The organism is Nannocystis exedens (assembly GCF_002343915.1).
GTDB lineage: Bacteria > Myxococcota_A > Polyangia > Nannocystales > Nannocystaceae > Nannocystis > Nannocystis exedens.
In genome coordinates this window covers 6669569-6689187 of sequence record NZ_NETK01000001.1, presented here as the reverse complement: position 1 = coordinate 6689187, position 19619 = coordinate 6669569, and the positions used below count along the sequence as shown (strand labels likewise).

Annotated in this window: 12 protein-coding genes; 7 read left to right on the top strand and 5 right to left on the bottom strand. The window is 73.5% G+C overall.

All coding sequences use genetic code 11. The features are described 5' to 3' along the window. Positions 1-3: 3 nt before the first annotated feature. Complete coding sequence (locus tag NAEX_RS26355) at positions 4-1746, top strand: IgGFc-binding protein (protein ID WP_143140304.1); 1743 nt, start codon at positions 4-6, stop codon at positions 1744-1746. A 146-nt stretch (positions 1747-1892) separates the two neighbouring features. On the opposite strand, the gene NAEX_RS26350 is transcribed toward NAEX_RS26355, so the two are convergent. From NAEX_RS26350 to NAEX_RS26330, 4 genes are all read right to left on the bottom strand, one after another. Next, complete coding sequence (locus NAEX_RS26350) at positions 1893-3311, bottom strand: serine hydrolase (RefSeq protein ID WP_170136020.1); 1419 nt, start codon at positions 3309-3311, stop codon at positions 1893-1895. A gap of 627 nt (positions 3312-3938) precedes the next feature. Beyond that, entirely contained in the window at positions 3939-4922 is a 984-nt protein-coding gene (locus NAEX_RS26340) for a DUF5914 domain-containing protein (protein ID WP_096330238.1), read from the bottom strand. 186 nt (positions 4923-5108) lie between these two features. Continuing rightward, the gene (locus tag NAEX_RS50730) at positions 5109-5630 is read right to left on the bottom strand and encodes a hypothetical protein (RefSeq protein WP_170136019.1); all 522 of its coding nucleotides are present in this window, start codon (positions 5628-5630) and stop codon (positions 5109-5111) included. A gap of 446 nt (positions 5631-6076) precedes the next feature. Further along, a complete protein-coding gene (locus NAEX_RS26330) occupies positions 6077-7255 on the bottom strand; it encodes a lycopene cyclase family protein (RefSeq protein WP_170136018.1) in 1179 nt (392 codons plus the stop codon). A 105-nt stretch (positions 7256-7360) separates the two neighbouring features. Between NAEX_RS26330 and NAEX_RS52240 the strand changes: the two genes are divergently transcribed. The 3 genes from NAEX_RS52240 to NAEX_RS26315 all read left to right on the top strand — a co-directional run bounded on the left by NAEX_RS52240 (position 7361) and on the right by NAEX_RS26315 (position 11017). Continuing rightward, complete coding sequence (locus NAEX_RS52240) at positions 7361-8698, top strand: hypothetical protein (protein ID WP_177325882.1); 1338 nt, start codon at positions 7361-7363, stop codon at positions 8696-8698. A gap of 37 nt (positions 8699-8735) precedes the next feature. After that, positions 8736-9704, top strand: coding sequence for a hypothetical protein (locus tag NAEX_RS26320; protein ID WP_096330235.1), 969 nt, complete (start codon positions 8736-8738; stop codon positions 9702-9704). A 176-nt stretch (positions 9705-9880) separates the two neighbouring features. Continuing rightward, a complete protein-coding gene (locus tag NAEX_RS26315) occupies positions 9881-11017 on the top strand; it encodes a hypothetical protein (RefSeq protein WP_096330234.1) in 1137 nt (378 codons plus the stop codon). Positions 11018-11111: 94 nt separating this feature from the next. Here the strand turns inward: NAEX_RS26315 and NAEX_RS26310 are convergent, their stop codons facing one another. Further along, the gene (locus tag NAEX_RS26310; protein ID WP_096330233.1) at positions 11112-12353 is read right to left on the bottom strand and encodes a vWA domain-containing protein; all 1242 of its coding nucleotides are present in this window, start codon (positions 12351-12353) and stop codon (positions 11112-11114) included. 806 nt (positions 12354-13159) lie between these two features. Here NAEX_RS26310 and NAEX_RS26305 point away from each other — a divergent pair. From NAEX_RS26305 to NAEX_RS26295, 3 genes are read left to right on the top strand one after another with little or no spacing between them, the layout of a single operon-like run. After that, a complete protein-coding gene (locus NAEX_RS26305; protein ID WP_096330232.1) occupies positions 13160-14455 on the top strand; it encodes a TolC family protein in 1296 nt (431 codons plus the stop codon). Between the two features lie 53 nt (positions 14456-14508). Further along, positions 14509-16242, top strand: a complete 1734-nt coding sequence (locus NAEX_RS26300) for a heavy metal-binding domain-containing protein (protein WP_096330231.1) — start codon at positions 14509-14511, stop codon at positions 16240-16242. A 27-nt stretch (positions 16243-16269) separates the two neighbouring features. Further along, complete coding sequence (locus tag NAEX_RS26295; protein ID WP_096330230.1) at positions 16270-19560, top strand: efflux RND transporter permease subunit; 3291 nt, start codon at positions 16270-16272, stop codon at positions 19558-19560. Positions 19561-19619: the final 59 nt, after the last annotated feature.

The window sequence follows — 19619 nt, the reverse complement described above, 5'->3', positions numbered from 1 at the left end:
GGCATGCGTACCAGTTTGCGGCTTATCGCAGCGTTCTCCATGATCGCCGGCTGCGGCGATTCGACGGCAAACACCGGCACGAGCGAGGGGACGAGCTCGACCGGTGAGTCGACGTCTTCGTCGTCGTCGACGACCCTCGACACCCCGACGACCACCGGGACCACCGCGCCGTCCGAGTGCGCGCCCGACAGCGTCGTCTGCGTCACCGAGACCGAGGTGTCCGTGTGCGGACCCGACGGCCAGCTCGGCGCGCCGACGACCTGCCCGGACGGGGGCGTCTGCGTCGACGAGGTCGGCTGCACCGGCTGCGAGCCCGGCGCGGTCCGCTGCGAGGGCGACGCGCTGCAGCAGTGCAGCGACGACGGCGCGTGGGAGGTCCAGCAGACCTGCAGCGCGGCTCAGGGCCTCACCTGCGACGCCGAGGCGATGGCCTGCGCCGGCGCGTGCGCCCCCGATGCGCTGCCCCTCACCGCCTCGGGCTGCGAGTTCTACGCGCTGACCGCCCTGCAGCTCAACCAGAACGGCGCGATCTTCGCGATCGCGGTCGAGAACCCGAACGACGGCCCGGCCACTGTCACGATCACGCAGAACGAGGACTTCATGCCGGTGGTCGAGACGGTCGACGCCGACAGCTACCGCGTGATCGAGCTGCCCTACACCATGGGCCTGTTCAACGCCCTGGTCGGCAAGCTCATCTACGACGGCGCCTACCGCATCGAGAGCGACCTGCCGGTGCGCGTGGTCCAGTACAACTCGCTCAACCTCACCGCCTCGAGCGACAGCTCGCTGCTGTGGCCGCGGCACACGTGGGGCACCGACTACTTCGTGTCGTCGTACGCGCCGAGCGAGGTCGAGGGCGGCTTTTACCACGGCGCGTGGGCGGTGGTCGCCGGCGCCGACGAGATGTCGGTCGAGGCCACCGCGCTGCCGGGCACCAAGTCGAAGGCGGCGCCGGGGATCGGCGTCGACGGCAACGGCAAGGCCCCGCTCAACACCGGCGACGTGCTGCAGCTCGTCAGCGCCGACGACGGCGACCTCACCGGCACCCGCCTGGTCGCCGACAAGCCGATCCAGGTGCTCGGCGGCCACGAGTGCAGCTTCATGCCCAAGGACGTGCCGTACTGCGACCACCTCGAGGACATGATGCTGCCGGTGTCCCAGCTCGGCACCGAGTACGCGATCGTCGCCCCGTCGCAGCACAACCCGCCGACCGAGCGGCGACGCCAGGTGGTGCGCGTGATCGCCAGCGAGCCGAACACCGAGCTGACGTTCGAGCCGCCGATCTTCGCGCCGATGACGATCGCGAACGCGGGCGAGTACGTCGAGCTCGAGCCGGAGAGCGAGCACTACGCGCTCGCCAGCAGCGCGCCGGTGCTGGTGACGCAGTACATGGTCGGCTCGACCCTCGAGGACGACTACACCGATCCGTCGATGCTGGTCGCGCTGCCGGTGACGCGCTGGCACGACACCCACTACGTCCACGCCCTGCCCGACTGGCTCCCGGTCGACGTCGACATCGTCGCGCCCACGGGGGCGACGGTCACCGTCGACGGCGCGCCGGTCGCCGGCTTCGAGGCGATCAGCGGCACCTCCTACCAGACCGCTCACGTCCGCTTCAACGAGGACCCGGGCCTGGTCGAGATCGTCGGCGACCAGCCGATCTCGGTGAGCGTCTACGCCACCCGCTCGGAGTCGCCGGCGAGCAGCTACTGGCACAGCACGGGGGGACAGCTCGCGCCCGAATGAGGCGTGGCCGGCGCGGAGGACATGGCCGAGAAAGCATGCTTGCTCGGCCATGTCCTTTTTAACATTTCCCATTAAACATGTTTGAATAGCCAGTCCGGTCCGAGGCGCGCCGAGCCCCGCTCGGCGCCGAGCCCGACACGTCGCGCTCACTCGACCCGCGCGCCGACGAAGACGTGCCCGCGGAGGTCACTGGCGCGCGCGTCGGCGCCGGCGAACACGAAGGTGAAGCCGCCCAGCTCCGGCCGCTTGGCGGCGAGGAAGCGATCGTCGCCGGCGTGCTCGAGCGGGACCTCGGCGAGCCCCAGCCCGGGCGCGGACAGCCGCAAACCGGCGCCCTGCGCCGAGATCGTCACCACCTCGCCGAGCCGCGCCGCGCGGTACGTGCCGGTGTAGCGGGCCGGGGGCCGCATCGCCGCCGCGCGCTCGGGCGCCACGCCCACCAGCTCCTGCAACACGGTCGCCACGGTGATGCGCAGCGGGTCGCCGGTGTTGCTCAGCACCGCGGCCGCGAATTTTCTCTCCGGCACGAACACCAGGTCGGCCGCGAAGTCGCCGGTCGCGCCGCTGTGGCCGTAGATCGCCGGGCCGCCGGCCGAGGTCCGCACGCGCACGCCGAGGCCGTAGCGCTCGCCGGGCCGCTCGAACGTCGGCACCTCGGCGGCCAACAGCTCGCCCCGGGCCGTCGGCGACAGCGGCGAGCGCCCGGGATCGACGAGGTCTCGCACCGCCGTCACGAGCTCCGCCGCCGCCAGGATCGCCCCGCCGGCCGGGGCCGTCCAGCGCGCGTCACCTGTCCCCAGGGCCAGGTCATCGACGACGCTGAACGCCCGGGCCCGCTCGCCGCGCCCGAGGTGGCCGCAGGCCGCACCTGTCCGCAAGGCCAGGCCCGGCTCGAGGACCGCCGCGCCGAGCCCGAGCGGCGCGAGCAGCTCGTCGGCGAACAGGCGCGAGAACTCGACCTCGCGCAGCCGCGCGAGCGCGGCGCCGACCAGCGCGTAGCCGTCGCTCGAGTAGCTCCACAGCGCCCCCGGCTCGCGCCACAGCGGCCGCTCGCCGAGCGCCGTCAGCCACTCGGCCCCGAGCTCGAGCGGCGACGGGTCGGGCACGCCGGCGGTGTGCGTGAGCAGCTGCCGCCAGGTGATCGCCCCGGCCCGCTCGTCGACGCCCGCGGCCAGCTCGGGCAGCACGCGCGCGACCTCGGCGTCGAGCTCGAGCCGCCCGGCGTCGACCTGACGCAGCACCAGCGCCGCCGTCAGCAGCTTGGTGATCGAGCCGACGCGGAAGCGCGTGTCCGCGGTGACCGCCTGTCCCGCGAGACAGGCGCTGCCGGCGGTCGCCACGAACGGCGGTCCGTCCCCCTCGACGATCGCCAGGCTCGCGCCGACCCCCGCCAGGTTGTGATGCTCGGCGCAGAAGGCCGCGACGATCCGGGCGTAGCGCGCAGGCGCCCCGGCGTTGCGGCGGAGACACTCGCCCCGGCGATCGGCCCCACCGGCCGGCTCCGGCCGTTTCGCCGCCGCCCCTCTCTCCTCGTCCTTCGAGGCACCACTCTCGGCGCGCGCCACCGGCTCCGGCTGGTTCGCCGCTCCCGCGCCCCGCCAAACACCGCTCCCGGCCCGGTCCACCCGCTCCACCGAATCGCCGCTCCCGGTCCGCTCCGCCGCTTGGGCCGCCGCCACGACGATCCCCGCGCCCCTCTCTGCCGGAGGGCCGTCGTCCCTCCGCTCGGTCGGGCCCGGAGCACACGCCAGGAACAGCGCGCACCAGCCGATTCGCCCGCGCCGCCTCACCTGTCCCGCTCCACCGGCGACGGCTGTCTCGCCGCCCCCGCGCCCCTCGCATCACCGCTCCCGACCCGCTCCGCCTGCTCGGGGTCGTCGTCCCTCCGCTCGGCCCGGCCCGGAGCACGCGCCAGGAACAGCGCGCACCAGCCGATTCGCCCGCGCCGTCTCACGCCCTCCGCTTCGAGCGCTCGCCGTCCGGCGAGCGCGGTCGCTCCGAGGGACATGCCCTCGAAAACATGTCCTTCGAAACATGTCCTATCACGTCTGTCCGAATAAACATGTCCCCGACGCATTGTTGGACGGGTGAGGCCCCGCGGGGAGCGCCCCTCCCGAGCAGCGCCCACGCGCACGCCCCGGCGCGCCGCCTGCCCGGCGAGCCTCGGCGCGCCGCGGCTCGCCACGTCTCGCCTACTCCGCCTCGCCGCGGATCGTCCGCAGGCGCACCGGCGCCCGCGCGCGCTGGCGGAAGCGGCGCTCGGCGTAGGCGACGTCTTCGAGCCACAGCCGGGCCGCGCGGCGCTCGATGAGCGGTCGCAGCAGCCGACCTGCCCCGAGAGCCAGCTTGAAGCCCGGGCGCTCCGACGTCGCCAGCGTCGCCTCGAGCACCACGCAGCGGCCGGGGCCGAGCGGCGTCGCGTGGGTCTCGACGACCGAGCCGACGCCCTCGCCGCCGACGATCGTCATCACGATCGTGCGCGGGTCGGGGCAGTGGAAGGTCGCGTCGACCTCGACCGCCAGCGGCCCGAGCACCCGGTACGCCACGCGCACCAGCAGGCGGTCGGGCTCGTCGGCCAGCACCTTGAGGCGGGCGAACGAGTGCGGGTGGTAGTGGGCGCCGTGCCACGGGTCGAGGCGGTTGGCGAGGATGTCCGAAGGGTCACATTCGGCCTCCATCCGCACCACGCCGGACAAGAATTGCGCCGGCCGCGGGGCGAGGATCGGCGCCGGCGTCGGCGCTTCGGCGTGACCTGCCTCTTCGGACAGCTGCACCCACACCAGCACCCCATCGTCGTGGGTGGGCAGCGGCCGCCAGCGGCCGTGCGGCTCGTCGCCGAGCTCGAGCCCGTGCCACGGGCAGATCAGGTTGTCGCCGCGGACCCTCGCGCACGCCAGCGACGCGCCCATGTGCGGGCACGCCTCGGGGGCCGCGCGCACGCTGCCGTCGCCGGTCCGCCACAGCACCAGCTCGTGGCCGTCGACCGCGTAGGCGCGCGGCGTGCGGCCGATCCGCTCGCGCGCGTCGACGGCGAACCACCCGCCGCCGGACAGCGTCAGCGCCCGCTGCAGCGCCTTCTCGATCCGCCCGGGGTTGGCCTGCACCCAGTCGGGCGCCTCGCTGTGCGCCTCCCCGGGGACGCCGGGAGCATTGCCGAAGGTGTAGAGGCGCGTCATCGGAGCGGCAGGGAGCGCCAGTGTACTATGGGCGCGCCCGTTCCGCACGAGCCGCGCGGAGCGAACGCGGTCCCGGTAGGGCCGAAGCGTTCACCGCCCGTCCGCCGCGGCGAGCCCGTCGCCGGGGCCTCGGGGCGAAGCTCGCGGCGGGCCGGCCGAGCGCCGGCCGGCCCGGACGACGGGGCGCTACCACGCCGCGAACGCGACGCAGCTCATGGCGTCCAGCGAACCCGAGTGGGTGAGCGCGACCGACTTCACGCTGTTGTTGTTGAGCGGGCCGGAGGTGGTGCCGACGAACGGCCCGGGCGTGCCATAATAGTGCGAGACCGTGTACGAGATCAGGGCGCCGCTCGGGATGTTCGTGCCGATCGAGCAACCCTCCGAGGCCAGCGTGGACAGCCGAACGTGCGGGTTGAAGATCGAGGGGAAGGTGATCGTGCAGCACAGGGACGCGAAGCCCTCGGCCGCATCGGGGCGGTCCTGCAGGACGTCGATGCCATGCTCGGCGAGGCCCCCGGCGGCCGCCTCGGCCTCCGCGGCCTCCTCGGCCGCGAGCTCGTCGCTGGCCTCGACATCGTCGAGCGCGGCGAGCTCCGCCTCCTGATCGGGGTCATCACAGGCGGTCGCCAGCAGCGCACACGGCAGGGCGAGCGCGCACAGTCGCAGCGAGCGAAGGTTCAAGCGATACGTACGGGACGCGATGGTCATTGCTGATTTTCCTTTCCTTCACCGAGTAAACAGCGTGCATGCTCGTCGCCCGCGCCCAGGCGGTGCCACGCTCATCACGCTCGATCGCAAGGTGCCCGTCGTCGACCAACCAATTGCAGCGCCGTCGTTTTTTTTGCCGCGAAGAGAGACGGCGCATTCGAATGGGTGGGGTCCAGGGCGGACGCCGGGCCGCGCCCGAGCGCAGGCTCGCCCGCACCCGCCTCCGAGCCGGCCAGGGGCTCTCCCCGCATTCTCGCGGAATGCGTCGTGGCATCCGCTCGATTCGCTCGATTCGCCGGCGGAACAGCGAATGCCTCGACGTCGGCCCCGCCGCCCCTGGTCAAAGTCCCGGCGAGCTGACTGCTCGTCACCCTCGATTCACCGGCGATTGGTCGGGGTGAAATTCCCCGCTCACCGCCGTTCGCACCGCCCGACGCGATGCGGCGTCAGGTGGCCGGGCGGAGCCACAGCGCCCGCGAGCGCACCACCGCCGCCGTCATCTCGGCCATCGGCGTGGCCAGCATCACCCGCGGGTAGTCGAGCGGCCCCGCGTGGTCGCTGAGGAAGCGACACAGCAGGTCCGGCGGCAGGCGCTCGAACAGGTCGACGAGCAGCGGCGGCCCGCGGCCGGGCGTGCGCTGCAGGTGGGCCAGCAGCACCCGGTCCATCGCCACCGCCGCGGCCGGCCGGGGCGCGGGCACCCGCGGCGGCGCACCTGGCCTTTCGAGCAGCTCGCGCGCCAGCAGCTCGGAGGTCCGCTGGATCGCCTGGAACGCGTAGCCGGTCGAGCCCTTGGCCAGGCCGCCGCGCAGGCCGAGGTGGATCACCCGCGGGCCGGAGCGCAGCGACGCCGGCCGGCTCGTCATCGGGATCGCCCCTCGCTCGCGCCAGCGCACCTCGGGCGCCGTCAACCCGTAGCGATCGCGCAGGTAGCCGCGCAGGTCGTCCTCGTAGGTCGCGTCGGGGAGGCTCGCCGGCGAGATGTAGGTCGTCTCGACCAGCGCGCGGGTCGGCGCGAACGGCAGCACGTACATGAAGTGGATCCCGCGGCTCTGGTCGACCGTGAAGTCCATCAGCGTCGGCACCTCGGGGTCGAACACCGGGGCGGGCGCCTCGACCTCCCAGCCGACGAAGTGCTGCAGCAGGTCGACCTCGTCGCCGCCGGGCGCCGGGGCCGGCGCCGGCCGGCCGTCGAACACCAGCCGCGCCTGCACCACCTCGCCGTCGGTCACCACCTCGCACGCGTCCGCGGCCTCGCGGATCGCCCGCACCGCGCAGCCGCGGCGCAGCTCGATCTCGGGGAACTCCGCGAGTGTCCCCAAGGCCATGTCGTAAAAGACATCCGACGGCACGTGCTCGTACGGGTGGCGGGTGGTGCCGCGGACCAGCGAGCGCCCGGCGTCGGCGACGCGCCAGCGGGTCCAGCGGTGGCGGACCGCGGCGGCGAACGGGTGATCGACGAAGCGCCAGTAGCACCACGTGCGGTCGCGGGCGTGCCGCGCGCGCGGCTCGATCAGCACCACGCGCGGGCAGGGGACCCCGCGGCGGCGGGCCTGGAGGGCGATCTGCACCGCGAGGCTGAGGCCCGCACAGCCGGCGCCGGCGATCACGTAGTCCGCGCGCACCGCCGCATCTATGGCCCAGGCGCGGCCGGATCTCAAGGTCCGACGATCTTCGTTGCGGTGATCACCCGGGCTCGGCGCGCGATCCTTAATGCTAACGTCGGCCGCATGCGCGACCTCCGGCTGCTCCGTCGACGCCTGCACACCGCCCTCACCTCGGGGCTCTTGCTCGCCGCCTGCGGCCCGGCGCCGACGCCCGCGCCGGTCGAGGCCGCCAAGGCCGCGCCGGCCAAGGCCGCCACGCCCGAGCCTGCGCCGGCCAAGGTCGAGGCGGCCCCGGTCGTCGCCGCCCCGCCGGCGCCGGCCGGACCGCAGTACCCCGCCCGCACCGGCATGGATCCCTTCGACCCCGACGGCCTCGAGGAGGAGGGCTGCACCAACGGCGACTGGTGCGGCTCGCCGGCGGCCGCCAACAAGTTCCGCGCCCCGCAGGCCACCGACGAGATCGGCTGTCCCACGCGCCTCATCGGCCGCCCCGACCCCGGCGTCAGCCCGAACGACAAGACCTACAAGGGCCTGTCGATGAACCCGATGATGATGGGCCGCCTGCGCAAGATCGCCACCGGCGACAAGCGCAAGGCCACCGGCGACGGCGAGATCTGCTGCTACCACTGGTTCGACTACTGCAGCGGCCGCCCGCTGCTGACCGCCGGCGACGACGCCGTGGCCGCGCCCGTAGTGTCCGGAAGTACATGGCTCGGGGACCAGGTCCCGGAGGACATGCTCGGAGAGCCAGGTGCCGACGAGCGCCCGCTGCTGGCCGCCGCCTGGCTCGAGGACGCGCAGATGGAGCACGCCTCGGTCGCCGCGTTCGCCCGCGCCGCGCTCGAGCTGATGGCCGTGGGCGCCCCGCCCGAGCTGCTGGCCGGCTGCGCCGAGGCCGGGCTCGACGAGGTCCGGCACGCGCAGGTGTGCTTCGCGCTGGCGGCCGCGTACGGCGGCGTCGCGCTCGGGCCGGGCCCGCTGCCGCCGGTGCAGCCGCGCGCGGGCGGCCTGGTCGCGCTGGCCTGCGACACCTTCCGCGAGGGCTGCGTCGGCGAGACGCTCGCCGCCCTCACCGCTCTGCGCGGCCGACGCGGCTGCGCGGCTCCGGCCGCCGATGCGGCCCTGGCGGCGATCGCCGCGGATGAGACCCGTCACGCCGAGCTCGCCTGGGCGACCGTGGCCTGGGCGATCGACGTCGGCGGCGTCGAGGTCGCCGAGGCGGTGCGCGCCGTCGCGGCCGAGCTGCGGGCCGCCGCCTTCGTCGACGAGCCGCCGGCGGCCCGAGCCGACCTGCGCCGCTTCGGTCGCCTCGGCCCCCAGGAGCGCGCCGCGGCGCGCCGCGACGCGTGGACGGGCGTCCTCGACCGCATGCTCGCGCTGGTGCTCGGCGACGAAGACGAGTTCATCGAACCGCCGGGTCGCGCCGAGGCCGCAAGGGCGGACGCGCACGCCAGCGCCTGATTTGCGGCGCGGCGGCGCCCCCGCCTATGATCGGGGGATGGTTCGCCGCATCACTCACCTCGCGCTCGTCACCCTCGCGGCCTGTGCCGGCGGCGAGGACGTGACCCAAAGTTCAGGTTTCGGCGGCTCATGGCCGGCGCCGACCGGCTCGCAGGTGACGACCCAGGGCATGTCGGGCACCTCGGCGCCGAGCACCGACGACTCCGCCGGCACCACCGACATGATCCGCCCCGACTTCGGTGACGTCGCCCCGACCACCGACGCCGAGCCGACCACCGGCGTCGATCCGTCGGGCGTCACCACCGACGACCCCGGCACCACCACCACCACCGGCCCGGCGATCACCTGCGGCGACGGGACGATCGAGCCGCCCGAGGAGTGCGAGGGCGCCAACGTCAACGGTCAGACCTGCCAGGGCCTCGGCTTCACCGGCGGCCTGCTCACCTGCGACGCCGCCACCTGCACGTGGAACAAGAGTCAGTGCGTCAGCGAGTCGTGCGGCGACGGCGTCAAGAACGGCGGCGAGGAGTGCGACTGCGGGCAGCAGGGCAGCAACTGCAGCGCGGCGCAGCTCGGCAACGCCGTGTGCGCGGGCCTCGTGGCGCCGGCCAACGGCAACTACCACGGCGGCACGCTGGCGTGCGGCAGCCCGGGCAGCTGCCTGTTCGACAAGGCCGGCTGCTTCTGGTGCGGGGACGGGGTGCGCAACGGGCCCGAGTCGTGCGAGGGCGCCGACCTCGGGGGCCAGACCTGCAACGGGCTCGGGTTCAGCGGCGGCACGCTGAGCTGCAACGCCAACTGCACCCACAACACCGCCGGCTGCGTCAACATGGTCTGCGGCGACGGCGTGTGCAGCGGCGGCGAGGACGATTGCTCGTGTCCCGAGGACTGCCCCGAAGACCCGTACTCGTGTTCGGACTGCGAGTGCGGCGGCTTCAGTGGCGCCTGCGCCTGCGACCCCGACTGCGTCTTCTTCGGCGACTGCTGCATCGACGGTCCGTGCTGAAGCCACCTCGACGGACGCTGACTCGCGGGCCTGCAATTCGGCCGCGGACGGCGTCGTCTCGGGGATGACTTTCGCGAGAGAATGTTCGCCGCGCGGCCTTCGTCCCCCCGCGCACGATTCTTGCCGGCGGTCGCGCGGATGCTATCGTCGGCTCGCGTACCCGGGGGAACTGCGACATGCGTCCAATCGCTCTGTTCAGCCTGACCTTCGCGGCCGCCGCCCTGCTCGGCCTCGGACCCGCCCGCGCCGCCGCGCCGGCCGACAACACCTGCTTCGCCGGCTGCACCGCGCCGGGCCTGTCCGCCGACGACCAGGCCACCTGCCGCCTCCAGTGCGCCCGCCTGGCCCAGTCCACGCCCTCAAGCCCGCCCCCCGCCGCCAAGCCAGCCACGCCGCCGTCGTCTTCGCCCCCCGCGTCTTCGCCGCCGCGTCCGGCTCAGCCCGCCAGCCAGCCCGCTCCCGACCTCGCCCACCAGAAATTCTTGTGCGAGTCGCAGTGCGACGCCGAGCCCACCCCGGGCGACCGCGCCACCTGCCGCCTGCAGTGCGGCCAGCTCGCCCGCGCCAGCGCCCCGCAGCCGACGTCGTCGCCGGCCGGCAACACCACCACGTACAGCTTCGCCCCCGGCGGCGGCTCGGTGCCCGTCGCGACCTCGTCGGTCGGCAACACCACCACGTACAGCTTCGCCCCCGGCGGCGGCTCGGCGCCGGTCACGACGGCGCCCGGCACCTCGCCCGCGTACAACCCCCACGCCGCGCAGCCGGGCAGCACTGCCGCCGCGTACAACCCCCACGCCGCGCAGCAGCAGCAGGTCGCCGCCTGCCAGGCCACCTGCGACCGCGAGGCCTCGGCCACCGACCGCGCCACCTGCCGCAACAACTGCGGCGCCGTCGGCACGGTGCTCGGCCCCGCGGCCCCCAGCCAGTGGGTCCTCGGCCCGGCGCCGACCATGACCGAGGCCGAGCAGCGCGCCGCGGTCATCCGCTCCTCGGGCGGCGTGGTCCCGGGCAGCGCCCCCGGCGGCGCGCCCCGCCCCGTCGCCGCGCCGACCCATCCGCCCACGCCGGCCCAGGCCACCTCCACGGCCCCGCAGGGCCAGCAGCCGCACAACCCCCAGTGCGCCGCCCAGGCCCAGAGCTGCAAGGTCGGCTGCGCGAGCGAGCAGACGTCGTGCAGCGCCCAGTGCGACCAGGGCAAGATGTCCGAGACCGACCGCGCCACCTGCAAGCTGACCTGCAGCAGCAGCGGCGACATGTGCCGCGACGACTGCCGCCTGAAAGAGGCGGCCTGCAAGCCGCCCGTGTACCGCTGAGCCGTGGCGCTCATGAACGAAGGGACATGCCCGCTCAGGCATGCCCCTTCAAACCTTTCCAAAAGGACATGCCCCGCCGGGCATGTCTCTTCGTTCACCCGGGGATCGGCACGTCGCAGCCGAACACCACGTCGACGTCGACCACCTGCCCGTTCTTGAGCGCCTCGCAGGCGGTGCCGTGGAAGGTGACGGTGTTGGTGTTCGGGTCGTAGGTCCAGCCGTTGTCGGGGTCGTTCGGGACCCCCGGGACCATGTCCTCGAAGAACACGTAGATCTCGCTCGGATCGTCGGGCACCGTGTCGAGCTCGAAGGTGCAGGACACCACCGCGCCGGCGATCGCGTCGAGCGCCGCCTCGAGCGAGGCCGGGTTGTTGGCGTTGTAGGGCGTCATCGTGCCGCCGTTGGTGGCGATCTCGGCCAGCGAGCCGAGGATCCCATCGGCGAACCCGACCGCGTAGGTGCGGACCGAGATCGCCTGCGCGAACAGCTCGGCGGCCGCCGCCGGCCCGTTGGTGGTGCCCTGGCACTCGCCGCTCTCGTTGCCGTCGGTGATCAGCAGCACCGCGTTGGCGCGGGTGGGGTCCTGGATCTGCGGCTCCCCGACCAGCGCCTTGAGCGTGTTGCCGGTGCTCGTCTCCGGGTCGCCGGAGTTGCACAGGTAGTCGTTGCCCTTGTCGGCCAAAAACTGCTGGATCGCCCCGCCGTTGAACTCGGCCAGCGGCACCACGACCGTCCCGGCCGAGCAGCCGTTGCCGACGCACGCCGAGTAGGTGACGAGGCCGAACCGGATCTCCTCGTTGAAGGTCGTCACCAGCTTGTTGATCGCGTCCTTCGCGACCTCCCAGCGGTTCTTGTCCGAGTCCTGGACGTCGCCCTCCATGCTGCCGCTGCGGTCGAGCACGATCATCACGTTCGGCACGACCTTGGTCAGCTCGAACTCCTGCGCCCCGCAGTCGCCGCCGATCATGCACATCCCGTCGGTGCAGGTCTGGCCGCCCTCGCAGTCCTCGTCGAACAGGCAGCCGCCCGCCGGCAGGCACTCGCCCGACCAGTCGCCGCAGTGCTGTCCTTCGGGACAGTCGGTGTCGGCGGTGCAGCCGGCGCCGCCGGTCGGCTGGGTGGTCGGCGTGCCGGTCGGGTCGCCGGACGGGTCGACGCTGGTGGTCGTCCCGTCGGTGGCCGTCTCCGTGGTCTCGCCGCCGGTCTCGGTCCCCCGGTCACGCCCGTGGCGCCGCTCGCCCCCGTGATGCCCGTCGGCGCCGTCGCCCCCGCGGTCGAATCGCCGCGGCCGCCGTCGTCCCCGCAGCCCCCGACCATCGCCCCCGCCAGCAGCCAACCCGAGACTCGCCCCGTTCGCGTGCGCATGACCGACTCCTCCGGCGCAAGATGCGCCAGGCGCGGCTCTTACCGGAGCACGCGCATTCGTGTCAATCAGCCGCGCACCGACGCACAAACCCTCATCGCTCGCGCGTGCTCGGGAGCAATCGCCGAACAGAGCACCGCCCGCTCGCGCGCCGCACTCGCGACAACGAGGCCTCGAGACCGCAAGCCGTCGCTCCCTCGCGCGACTCTCAGCGAACTCGACCGCGTGGGCCTCGCTGCCTGGCGCGACTTTTCAGCGGACTCGACTGAATGAACCTCGCTGCCTCACGCGACCTCCCGGCGAACCGAGCGCATGAACCTCGCTGCCGCGCGACTGCTCCGCGCGCTCGACCGCATGGGCCTCGCCGCCTGGCGCGACCCGGCGAACCGAGCGCATGACCTCGCTGCCGCGCGACCTCCGGCAAACCCGAGCGCATGAACCTCGCTGCCGCGCGAGTCCTGGCAAACCCGACCGCACGGACACGCTGCCTTGCGCGGCTTCCCGGCGAACCCGACCGCGCGGGCCTCCGCGACCCTCCTCAATTCCTCGCGCCCGACTCGAGTCATCCGAAGCATGCTCTCTGGAACATGTCCCCAAGGACAGCCTCCCATCGATTGCCGAAGTCGGCAGCCCTCGTTGCCGCGCTCGGCCGGCTCTCACCCTCACGATCTTCGCGAGCGGGCTTGAGAATCTTCGCGACCCCCGCTCGCGGCAGCCGCGCGATCGCCTGAAAACCTTGATATTTCCGGCCTGACCCGGGCCGTGCATATAGACGCCGCGTGCCTCTCGCGCGCGCCGTCTGCCTCGTCCTCGCCCTGTTCGCGGCCCCCGTGCGCGCGGCGCCGGCCGAGTCGGCCCTGAGCGGCTCATTCGACATCGACACCGCGGTCGCCGTCGCGCTCGAGCGCAGCCCCGGCCTGCAGGCCGCGGCGCACCGGATCCGCGCCGCCGAGCACCTCGCCGAGGCCGAGCGGCGACCCGAGGCCACGCGCCTCACCTTCGACATCTGGCAGGTCCCGCTGGCCCGGCCGTGGGCCTGGAACGAGTCGCCGATGGTGATGCTCGGCCTGCGCCAGCCGGTGCCCGCCGCCGGCAGCCTCAAGCTGCGCGCCGCGGCCCGGCGCAAGGACGCCGCCGCCGACGCGGCAGGCCGCGAGGTCGTCGCCCAGGATCTGGCCACCGCGGTGCGCCACGCCTTCATCGACTACGCCGCCGCGGTCGCGCGCCACAGCGTCCACCTCGAGCACCAGCGGGTCAGCGAGCACGTGCTCGCCCTGGCCCGCGCGCGGCAGGTCGTCGGCGGCACGCTCCTCGAGATCGCCCGCGCCGAGACCGAGGTGGCCCGCGCCCGCGCCGACGTCGCCACCGACGCGACCGCGACCCAGGCCGCGCGCACGCGCCTCAACACGCTCATGGCCCGCGAGGCCGACGCCCCGCTCGGCGCGCCGCAGGACCCGGCGCCCGCCACCGTCGCCGTCGACGCCCGCGGCCTCATCGCCGACGCCCAGCGCGCGCGCCCCGAGACCCGGGCCGCCGACGCCCGCCGCGAGGCCGCCGCCCTCGACCTGCGCGCCACCAGGCGCGAGGCCAACCTGCCGAGCGCGATGCTCGGCGTCGCCTACTTCCCCGCCACCAAGCCGATGCCGATGCACGGCTACGGCCTGATGATCGACCTCCAGCTGCCCTGGCTCACGGGACAGGGTCGAAAGCGCAGGGACGCCCAGGCCGAGCTCAGCGCCGCCGCGGTCCGCGACGTCGCCCAGGTCAAGCTCGGGATCGCCGGCGAGGTCTCGGGCGCGCTGGCGACCGTCCAGAGCGCCTCCGAACGCTACCAGGCGCTCGTCCGCGAGGCCGGCCCCGCCAGCGCGCGGGCCCGCGAGGTCGCCCTCACCGGCTACGAGTCCGGCCGCGGCGACTTCACCGCCCTCCTCGCCGCCGAGGCCGTCCACGTCGAGGTGGCGATGGACGTCATCGCCGCCAAGTCCGACCTCGACCACGCCCTCATCGACCTCGACCGCGCCGTCGGCTCGCCCGTCGCCCGCCGCCCGCTCGCGCAAGGCCCCGCCGATCGCTGACCGGCGGTTCTGTCCTCGCGGCCATCTCATCAATCTGTCCCAAAGGTCATCCCGTGCTCGACCCTCACCCCGACGACCCCCACTCCCTGCGCGAAGGCGCCGAGGCGCCGCCGCCCGGCGTCGCCCTGATGGCGGGCGTGCGCTGGCTGCTGCTGCTCGGCACCCTCGCCGCGGCCAGCTTCTCCTGGTGGTCGTACGCGAACGCCGAGCCGGTCGCGGCCCAGCACGCTCCCAGGTACAGGTGCCCCATGCACCCGCAGATCACCTCGCACGAGCCCGGCGAGTGCCCGATCTGCCACATGGCGCTCGAGCCGATCCCGGAGGACGACGTCGAGACGGTCTACCGCTGCCCGATGCACCCGCAGATCCAGCAAGCCCAACCCGGCGCCTGCCCGATCTGCGGCATGGACCTCGAGCCGGTCGCGGCCGAGGCCGCGGCTGTCTCTCCGGACATGCCCGCCGGGACAGCCGCGATCACGCTCGGCCTCGACCGCCTGCAGGCGATCGGCGCCCGGATCGTCGTCGCCGCCGAGCGCGAGTTCGCCGGCGAGCTGCGCAGCGCCGCCCTGACCGAGTTCTCCGAGGACGGCGCCGCGCGGGTCCACGTGCGCGCGGCCGGCTTCATCGAGCGGATCGCCGTCGCCGAGACCGGCGTCCGCGTGCGCAAGGGTCAGGTGCTGGCGGAGTACTACAGCCCGGAGATCTACCAGGCCCAGGCCGAGCTGCTGGCGGCGCACAGTTGGTCCGGGCCGGTGGTCGGGGCGGCGCGCCAGCGGCTCGAGCTGCTCGGCCTGTCGTCCGCCGCGGTCGACCGGATCCTCAAGTCCGGCAAGGCCGACCGCACCACCCCCGTGGTCGCGCCCGCCAGCGGCGTCGTCGTCGCTCGCACCGCCGTCCTCGGCGCCTACGTCCGCCCCGAGGAGCCGCTCTACGAGCTGCGCGAGGACCACGCGCTCTACCTGGTCGCCGAGCTGCCGGCCGCGCAGGCCTCGTCCATTCGGACAGGTACTAAGGGACATGTCCGATTCACCAGCAGGCCGCAGCTCGACCGCGACGTCGCCGTCGACCTGGTCTACCCGAGCGTCGCCGCCGACAGCCGCAGCGTCCGCGTGCGCATGCCGCTCGACAACGACGACCGCGCGCTGGTGGCCGGCATGCCGGCGGTGGTGACCTTCGCCCTGCCGAGCGAGACGGGGGTGGCGGTCCCGCGCGACGCGATCGTCGACGCCGGCAGTCAGCCCTACGTGTTCGTCGACGCCGGCGGCGGCCGCCTGGTCCCGCGCCAGGTCGTGCTCGGCGCGCGCGACGCCGAGTTCGTGCGCGTGCGCGAGGGCGTGACCGCCGGCGAGCGCGTGGTCGCCGGCGCGACCTTCCTCGTCGACGCCGAGAGCCGCCTGCGCGCCGCGCTGGTCCCGGCGGGCACTACTGACGGAGCCGCCGCGCCCCCGCACGCGCAGCACTCGACGAGCGCGGCGCACGGCTCGCAGCCCGCGCCCGAAAATCACTCGCAGCCCTCGCAGCACGGCACCGGCAATCACTCGCAGTCCGCGCCCGCGCAGCCTTCACCCGCCGCTCCTTCGCAGCACGCCGCCGACCCCCACGCGAAACACTCCGCCGCCGCGACGCACTCCTCCGACCCCCACGCGAACCACTCCGCCGCGGCGAAGCGATCTGCCGAGCACGCGCACCACTCCGCCGCGAAGCAACCCGCCGACGCTCACGCGAATCACTCGGCCGCGAACCACTCCGCCGAGTCCCACTCGCAGCACGCCGGGCACGCCCCGTGACCGCCGCGGCTCTCCTCTGAGCTCCCCATGATCTCCGCCATCGGCAAGCTGATCGACGCCTGCGCGCACCACCGCGGCCTCGTGATCATGGCCTACGTCGTGCTCGGCTGGCTGGCCTTGCGCGCCCTGGAAAAAGTCCCGCTCGACGCCGTGCCGGACCTCTCGGATCCGCAGGTCATCGTCTTCACCGAGTGGCGCGGGCGGTCGCCGACCCTGGTCGAGGACCAGGTCACCTACCCGCTCACCGCCTCGCTGCTGGCCGCCCCCGGCGTCGAGGCCGTGCGCGGCTACTCGATGTTCGGCATGTCCTTCGTCCACGTCCTGTTCGCCGAGGACGTCGACGTCTACTGGGCCCGCTCGCGCGTCCAGGAGTACCTCGCCGGCATCGGCCCGCGCCTGCCCGAGGGCGCCACCGTCACGCTCGGGCCCGACGCCACCGGCATCGGCTGGGTGTTCGAGTACGCCCTGGTCGACAGGACAGGTCAGCACGACCTCGCCGAGCTGCGGGCGATCCAGGACTTCGAGCTGCGCTACGCCCTCGAGAGCGTCCAGGGCGTCGCCCAGGTCGCCAGCGTCGGCGGCTACGAGCGCCAGTTCCAGGTCCAGCTCGACCCCCAGCGCCTGCGCGCCCACGGCCTCACGGTCGGCGACGTCGCCGACGCCGTGCGCAGGACCTCCGGCGAGTCCTCCGGGCGGATCCTCGAGCTCGGCGGCCGCGAGGCGTTCGTCCGCGGCCGCGGCTATCTGCACGACCTCGCCGGCCTCGAGTCGGCTGTCCTCAAGGCCAGCCCCGAGCTCGGCGCCCCGCTGCGCCTCGGCGACGTCGCCGAGGTCCGCTTCGGCCCCGACATCCGCCGCGGCCTCGCCGAGCTCGACGGCCAGGGCGAGGTCGTCGGCGCCATCGTCGTCGCGCGCTACGGCGTCAACGCGCGCGACGTCATCGAGCGCGTCAAGGCCCGGCTCGACGAGGTCGCCGCCGGCCTGCCGCCGGGCGTCGAGGTCGTCACCACCTACGACCGCAGCGGCCTCATCGACCGCGCGATCGACACGCTCAAGCACGCGCTGGTCGAGGAGGGGATCGTCGTCGCCCTGGTGATCTTGATCTTCCTCCTCCACGTGCGCAGCGCCTTGCTGCCGATCGTCGGCCTGCCGCTGGCGGTGCTGCTGGCGTTCTTGCCGATGGCGTGGCTGGGGATCCCCGCCACCATCATGAGCCTCGGCGGGATCGCCATCGCCATCGGCGCCACCGTCGACGCCGAGATCGTCATGGTCGAGGCCTGTCACAAGCGGCTCGAACATGCCCCTAAGGACATGTCCGAAGAGCAACGCCGGAACCTGCTCGCCGAGGCCGCGCGCGAGGTCACCCCGGCGATCTTCTTCTCGCTGCTGATCATCGCCGTCGCCTTCATCCCGGTGTTCGGGCTCGAGGGCCAGGCCGGGCGTCTGTTCAAGCCGCTCGCCTACACCAAGACCTTCGTCATGCTGGCGGCCGCGCTGCTCAGCGTGACCCTCGCGCCGGCGCTGCGCGACCTGCTCGTGCGCGGCAAGATCTACAGCGAGGAGCGCCACCCGATCTCTCGCGCCATCCGCGCGGTGTACGAGCCGTTCGTCTACGTCGCCCTGCGCAAGCCCCGGACCACCCTGGCGATCGGCGTGTTCGCGGTGCTGTCGGCGATCCCCGTGTTCATGCGCCTGGGCAGCGAGTTCATGCCGGCGCTGAACGAGGGCGACATCCTCTACATGCCGACGACCTTCCCGGGCCTGTCGATCGAGGAGGCCAAGCGGCAGCTCGCGCGCCAGGACGCCCGGCTCGCCGAGTTCCCCGAGGTCGAGCGCGTGTTCGGCAAGGTCGGGCGGGCCGAGACCGCGACCGACCCGGCGCCGCTCAGCATGGTCGAGACCGTGGTGATGCTGCGGCCGCCGGAGGAGTGGCCCACCGTCACGCGCGAGCGCTGGTGGAGCGGCTGGGCCCCGTCGTTTTTGCGCGGCCCGCTGACGCGGCTGTGGCCCGAGGAGACGCCGGAGACCTGGGACGAGTTGGTCGCCAAGCTGTCGGCCGCCGTGCAGATGCCGGGGTGGACGCAGGCCTTCACCATGCCGATCCGCGCCCGCGTCGACATGCTGACCACCGGGGTGCGGACCCCCGTCGGCGTCAAGGTGTTCGGCCGCGACCTGCCGGCGATCGAGGCCGCGGGGGCCCGCATCGAGGCCGTGCTGCGCGACGTGCCCGGCACCCGCAGCATCCTCTACGAGCGCTCGCTCGGCGGCGTCTACGTCGACATCGTCCCGCGCCGCGACGACCTCGCGCGCCACGGCCTGCAGGTCGCCGATCTCGGCGAGTTCGTCGACCTCGCGATCGGCGGCGAGCCGATCGCCGCGACCATCGACGGTCGGCGCCGGTACACCGTCCAGCTGCGGGTCGCCGAAGATCTGCGCGGCGACCTCGACCGCCTGCGCGAGCTCCCGGTCGCCGTGCCCGGGCCGACGAGCGCCGTCACCCGCACCGTGCCGCTGTCCGAGGTCGCCGACGTCGCGCTCGCCGAGGGTCCGCCGATGCTGCGCAGCGAGGCCGGCCTGCTCGTCGGCTATGTGTACGTCGACATCGAGCCGTGGCGCGACCTCGGCGGATACGTGGACGACGCCCGCACCCGCGTCGACGCCGCGCTCGCCTCGGGGGAGCTCGTCCTCGGGCCCGGGATGTACCTGAAGTGGACCGGGCAGTACGAGCAGATGCAGGCCATGGAGGCGCGGATGCGGGTGCTCGTCCCACTCGCCCTCGCGCTGGTGGCTCTGCTGTTGTGGCTACAGTTCCGCGACCTCACCGAGGTCCTCATCGTCCTGCTGTCGATCCCTTTCGCGCTCGTGGGCAGCGCCTGGTTGCTGTGGCTCCTCGACTATCGCCTGTCGACCGCGGTGTGGGTCGGCATCATCGCCCTCGTCGGCCTCGCCGCGCAGACCGGCGTCGTGATGATCGTCTACATCGACCAGGCCTTCTTTCGCCGTCTGCGGGCCGGCAAGATCCGCGACCTCGACGACATCATCTGGGCCCACATGGAGGGCACCGTCCTGCGGGTCCGCCCCAAGTTGATGACCGTCGCCTCTATGATGTTGGGGCTCGTGCCGCTGTTGTGGGCGACCGGCAGCGGCGCCGACGTGATGAAGCGGATCGCGGCGCCGATGGTCGGCGGACTGGTGTCCAGCGCCTTCCTGACCCTCGAGCTCATCCCCGTGGTCTACACCTACTGGCGTTACGCCCAGCTCCGCCGGTCCCAACGGACAGGTCGGCCGCTGGCCGAGATCTGCGGTTTGCACCGCTGAGCGCGCGGCCACCGTACGCATGCGCAGGCGCGCAATTCTGCCCGCGCGCCCACGCGCCC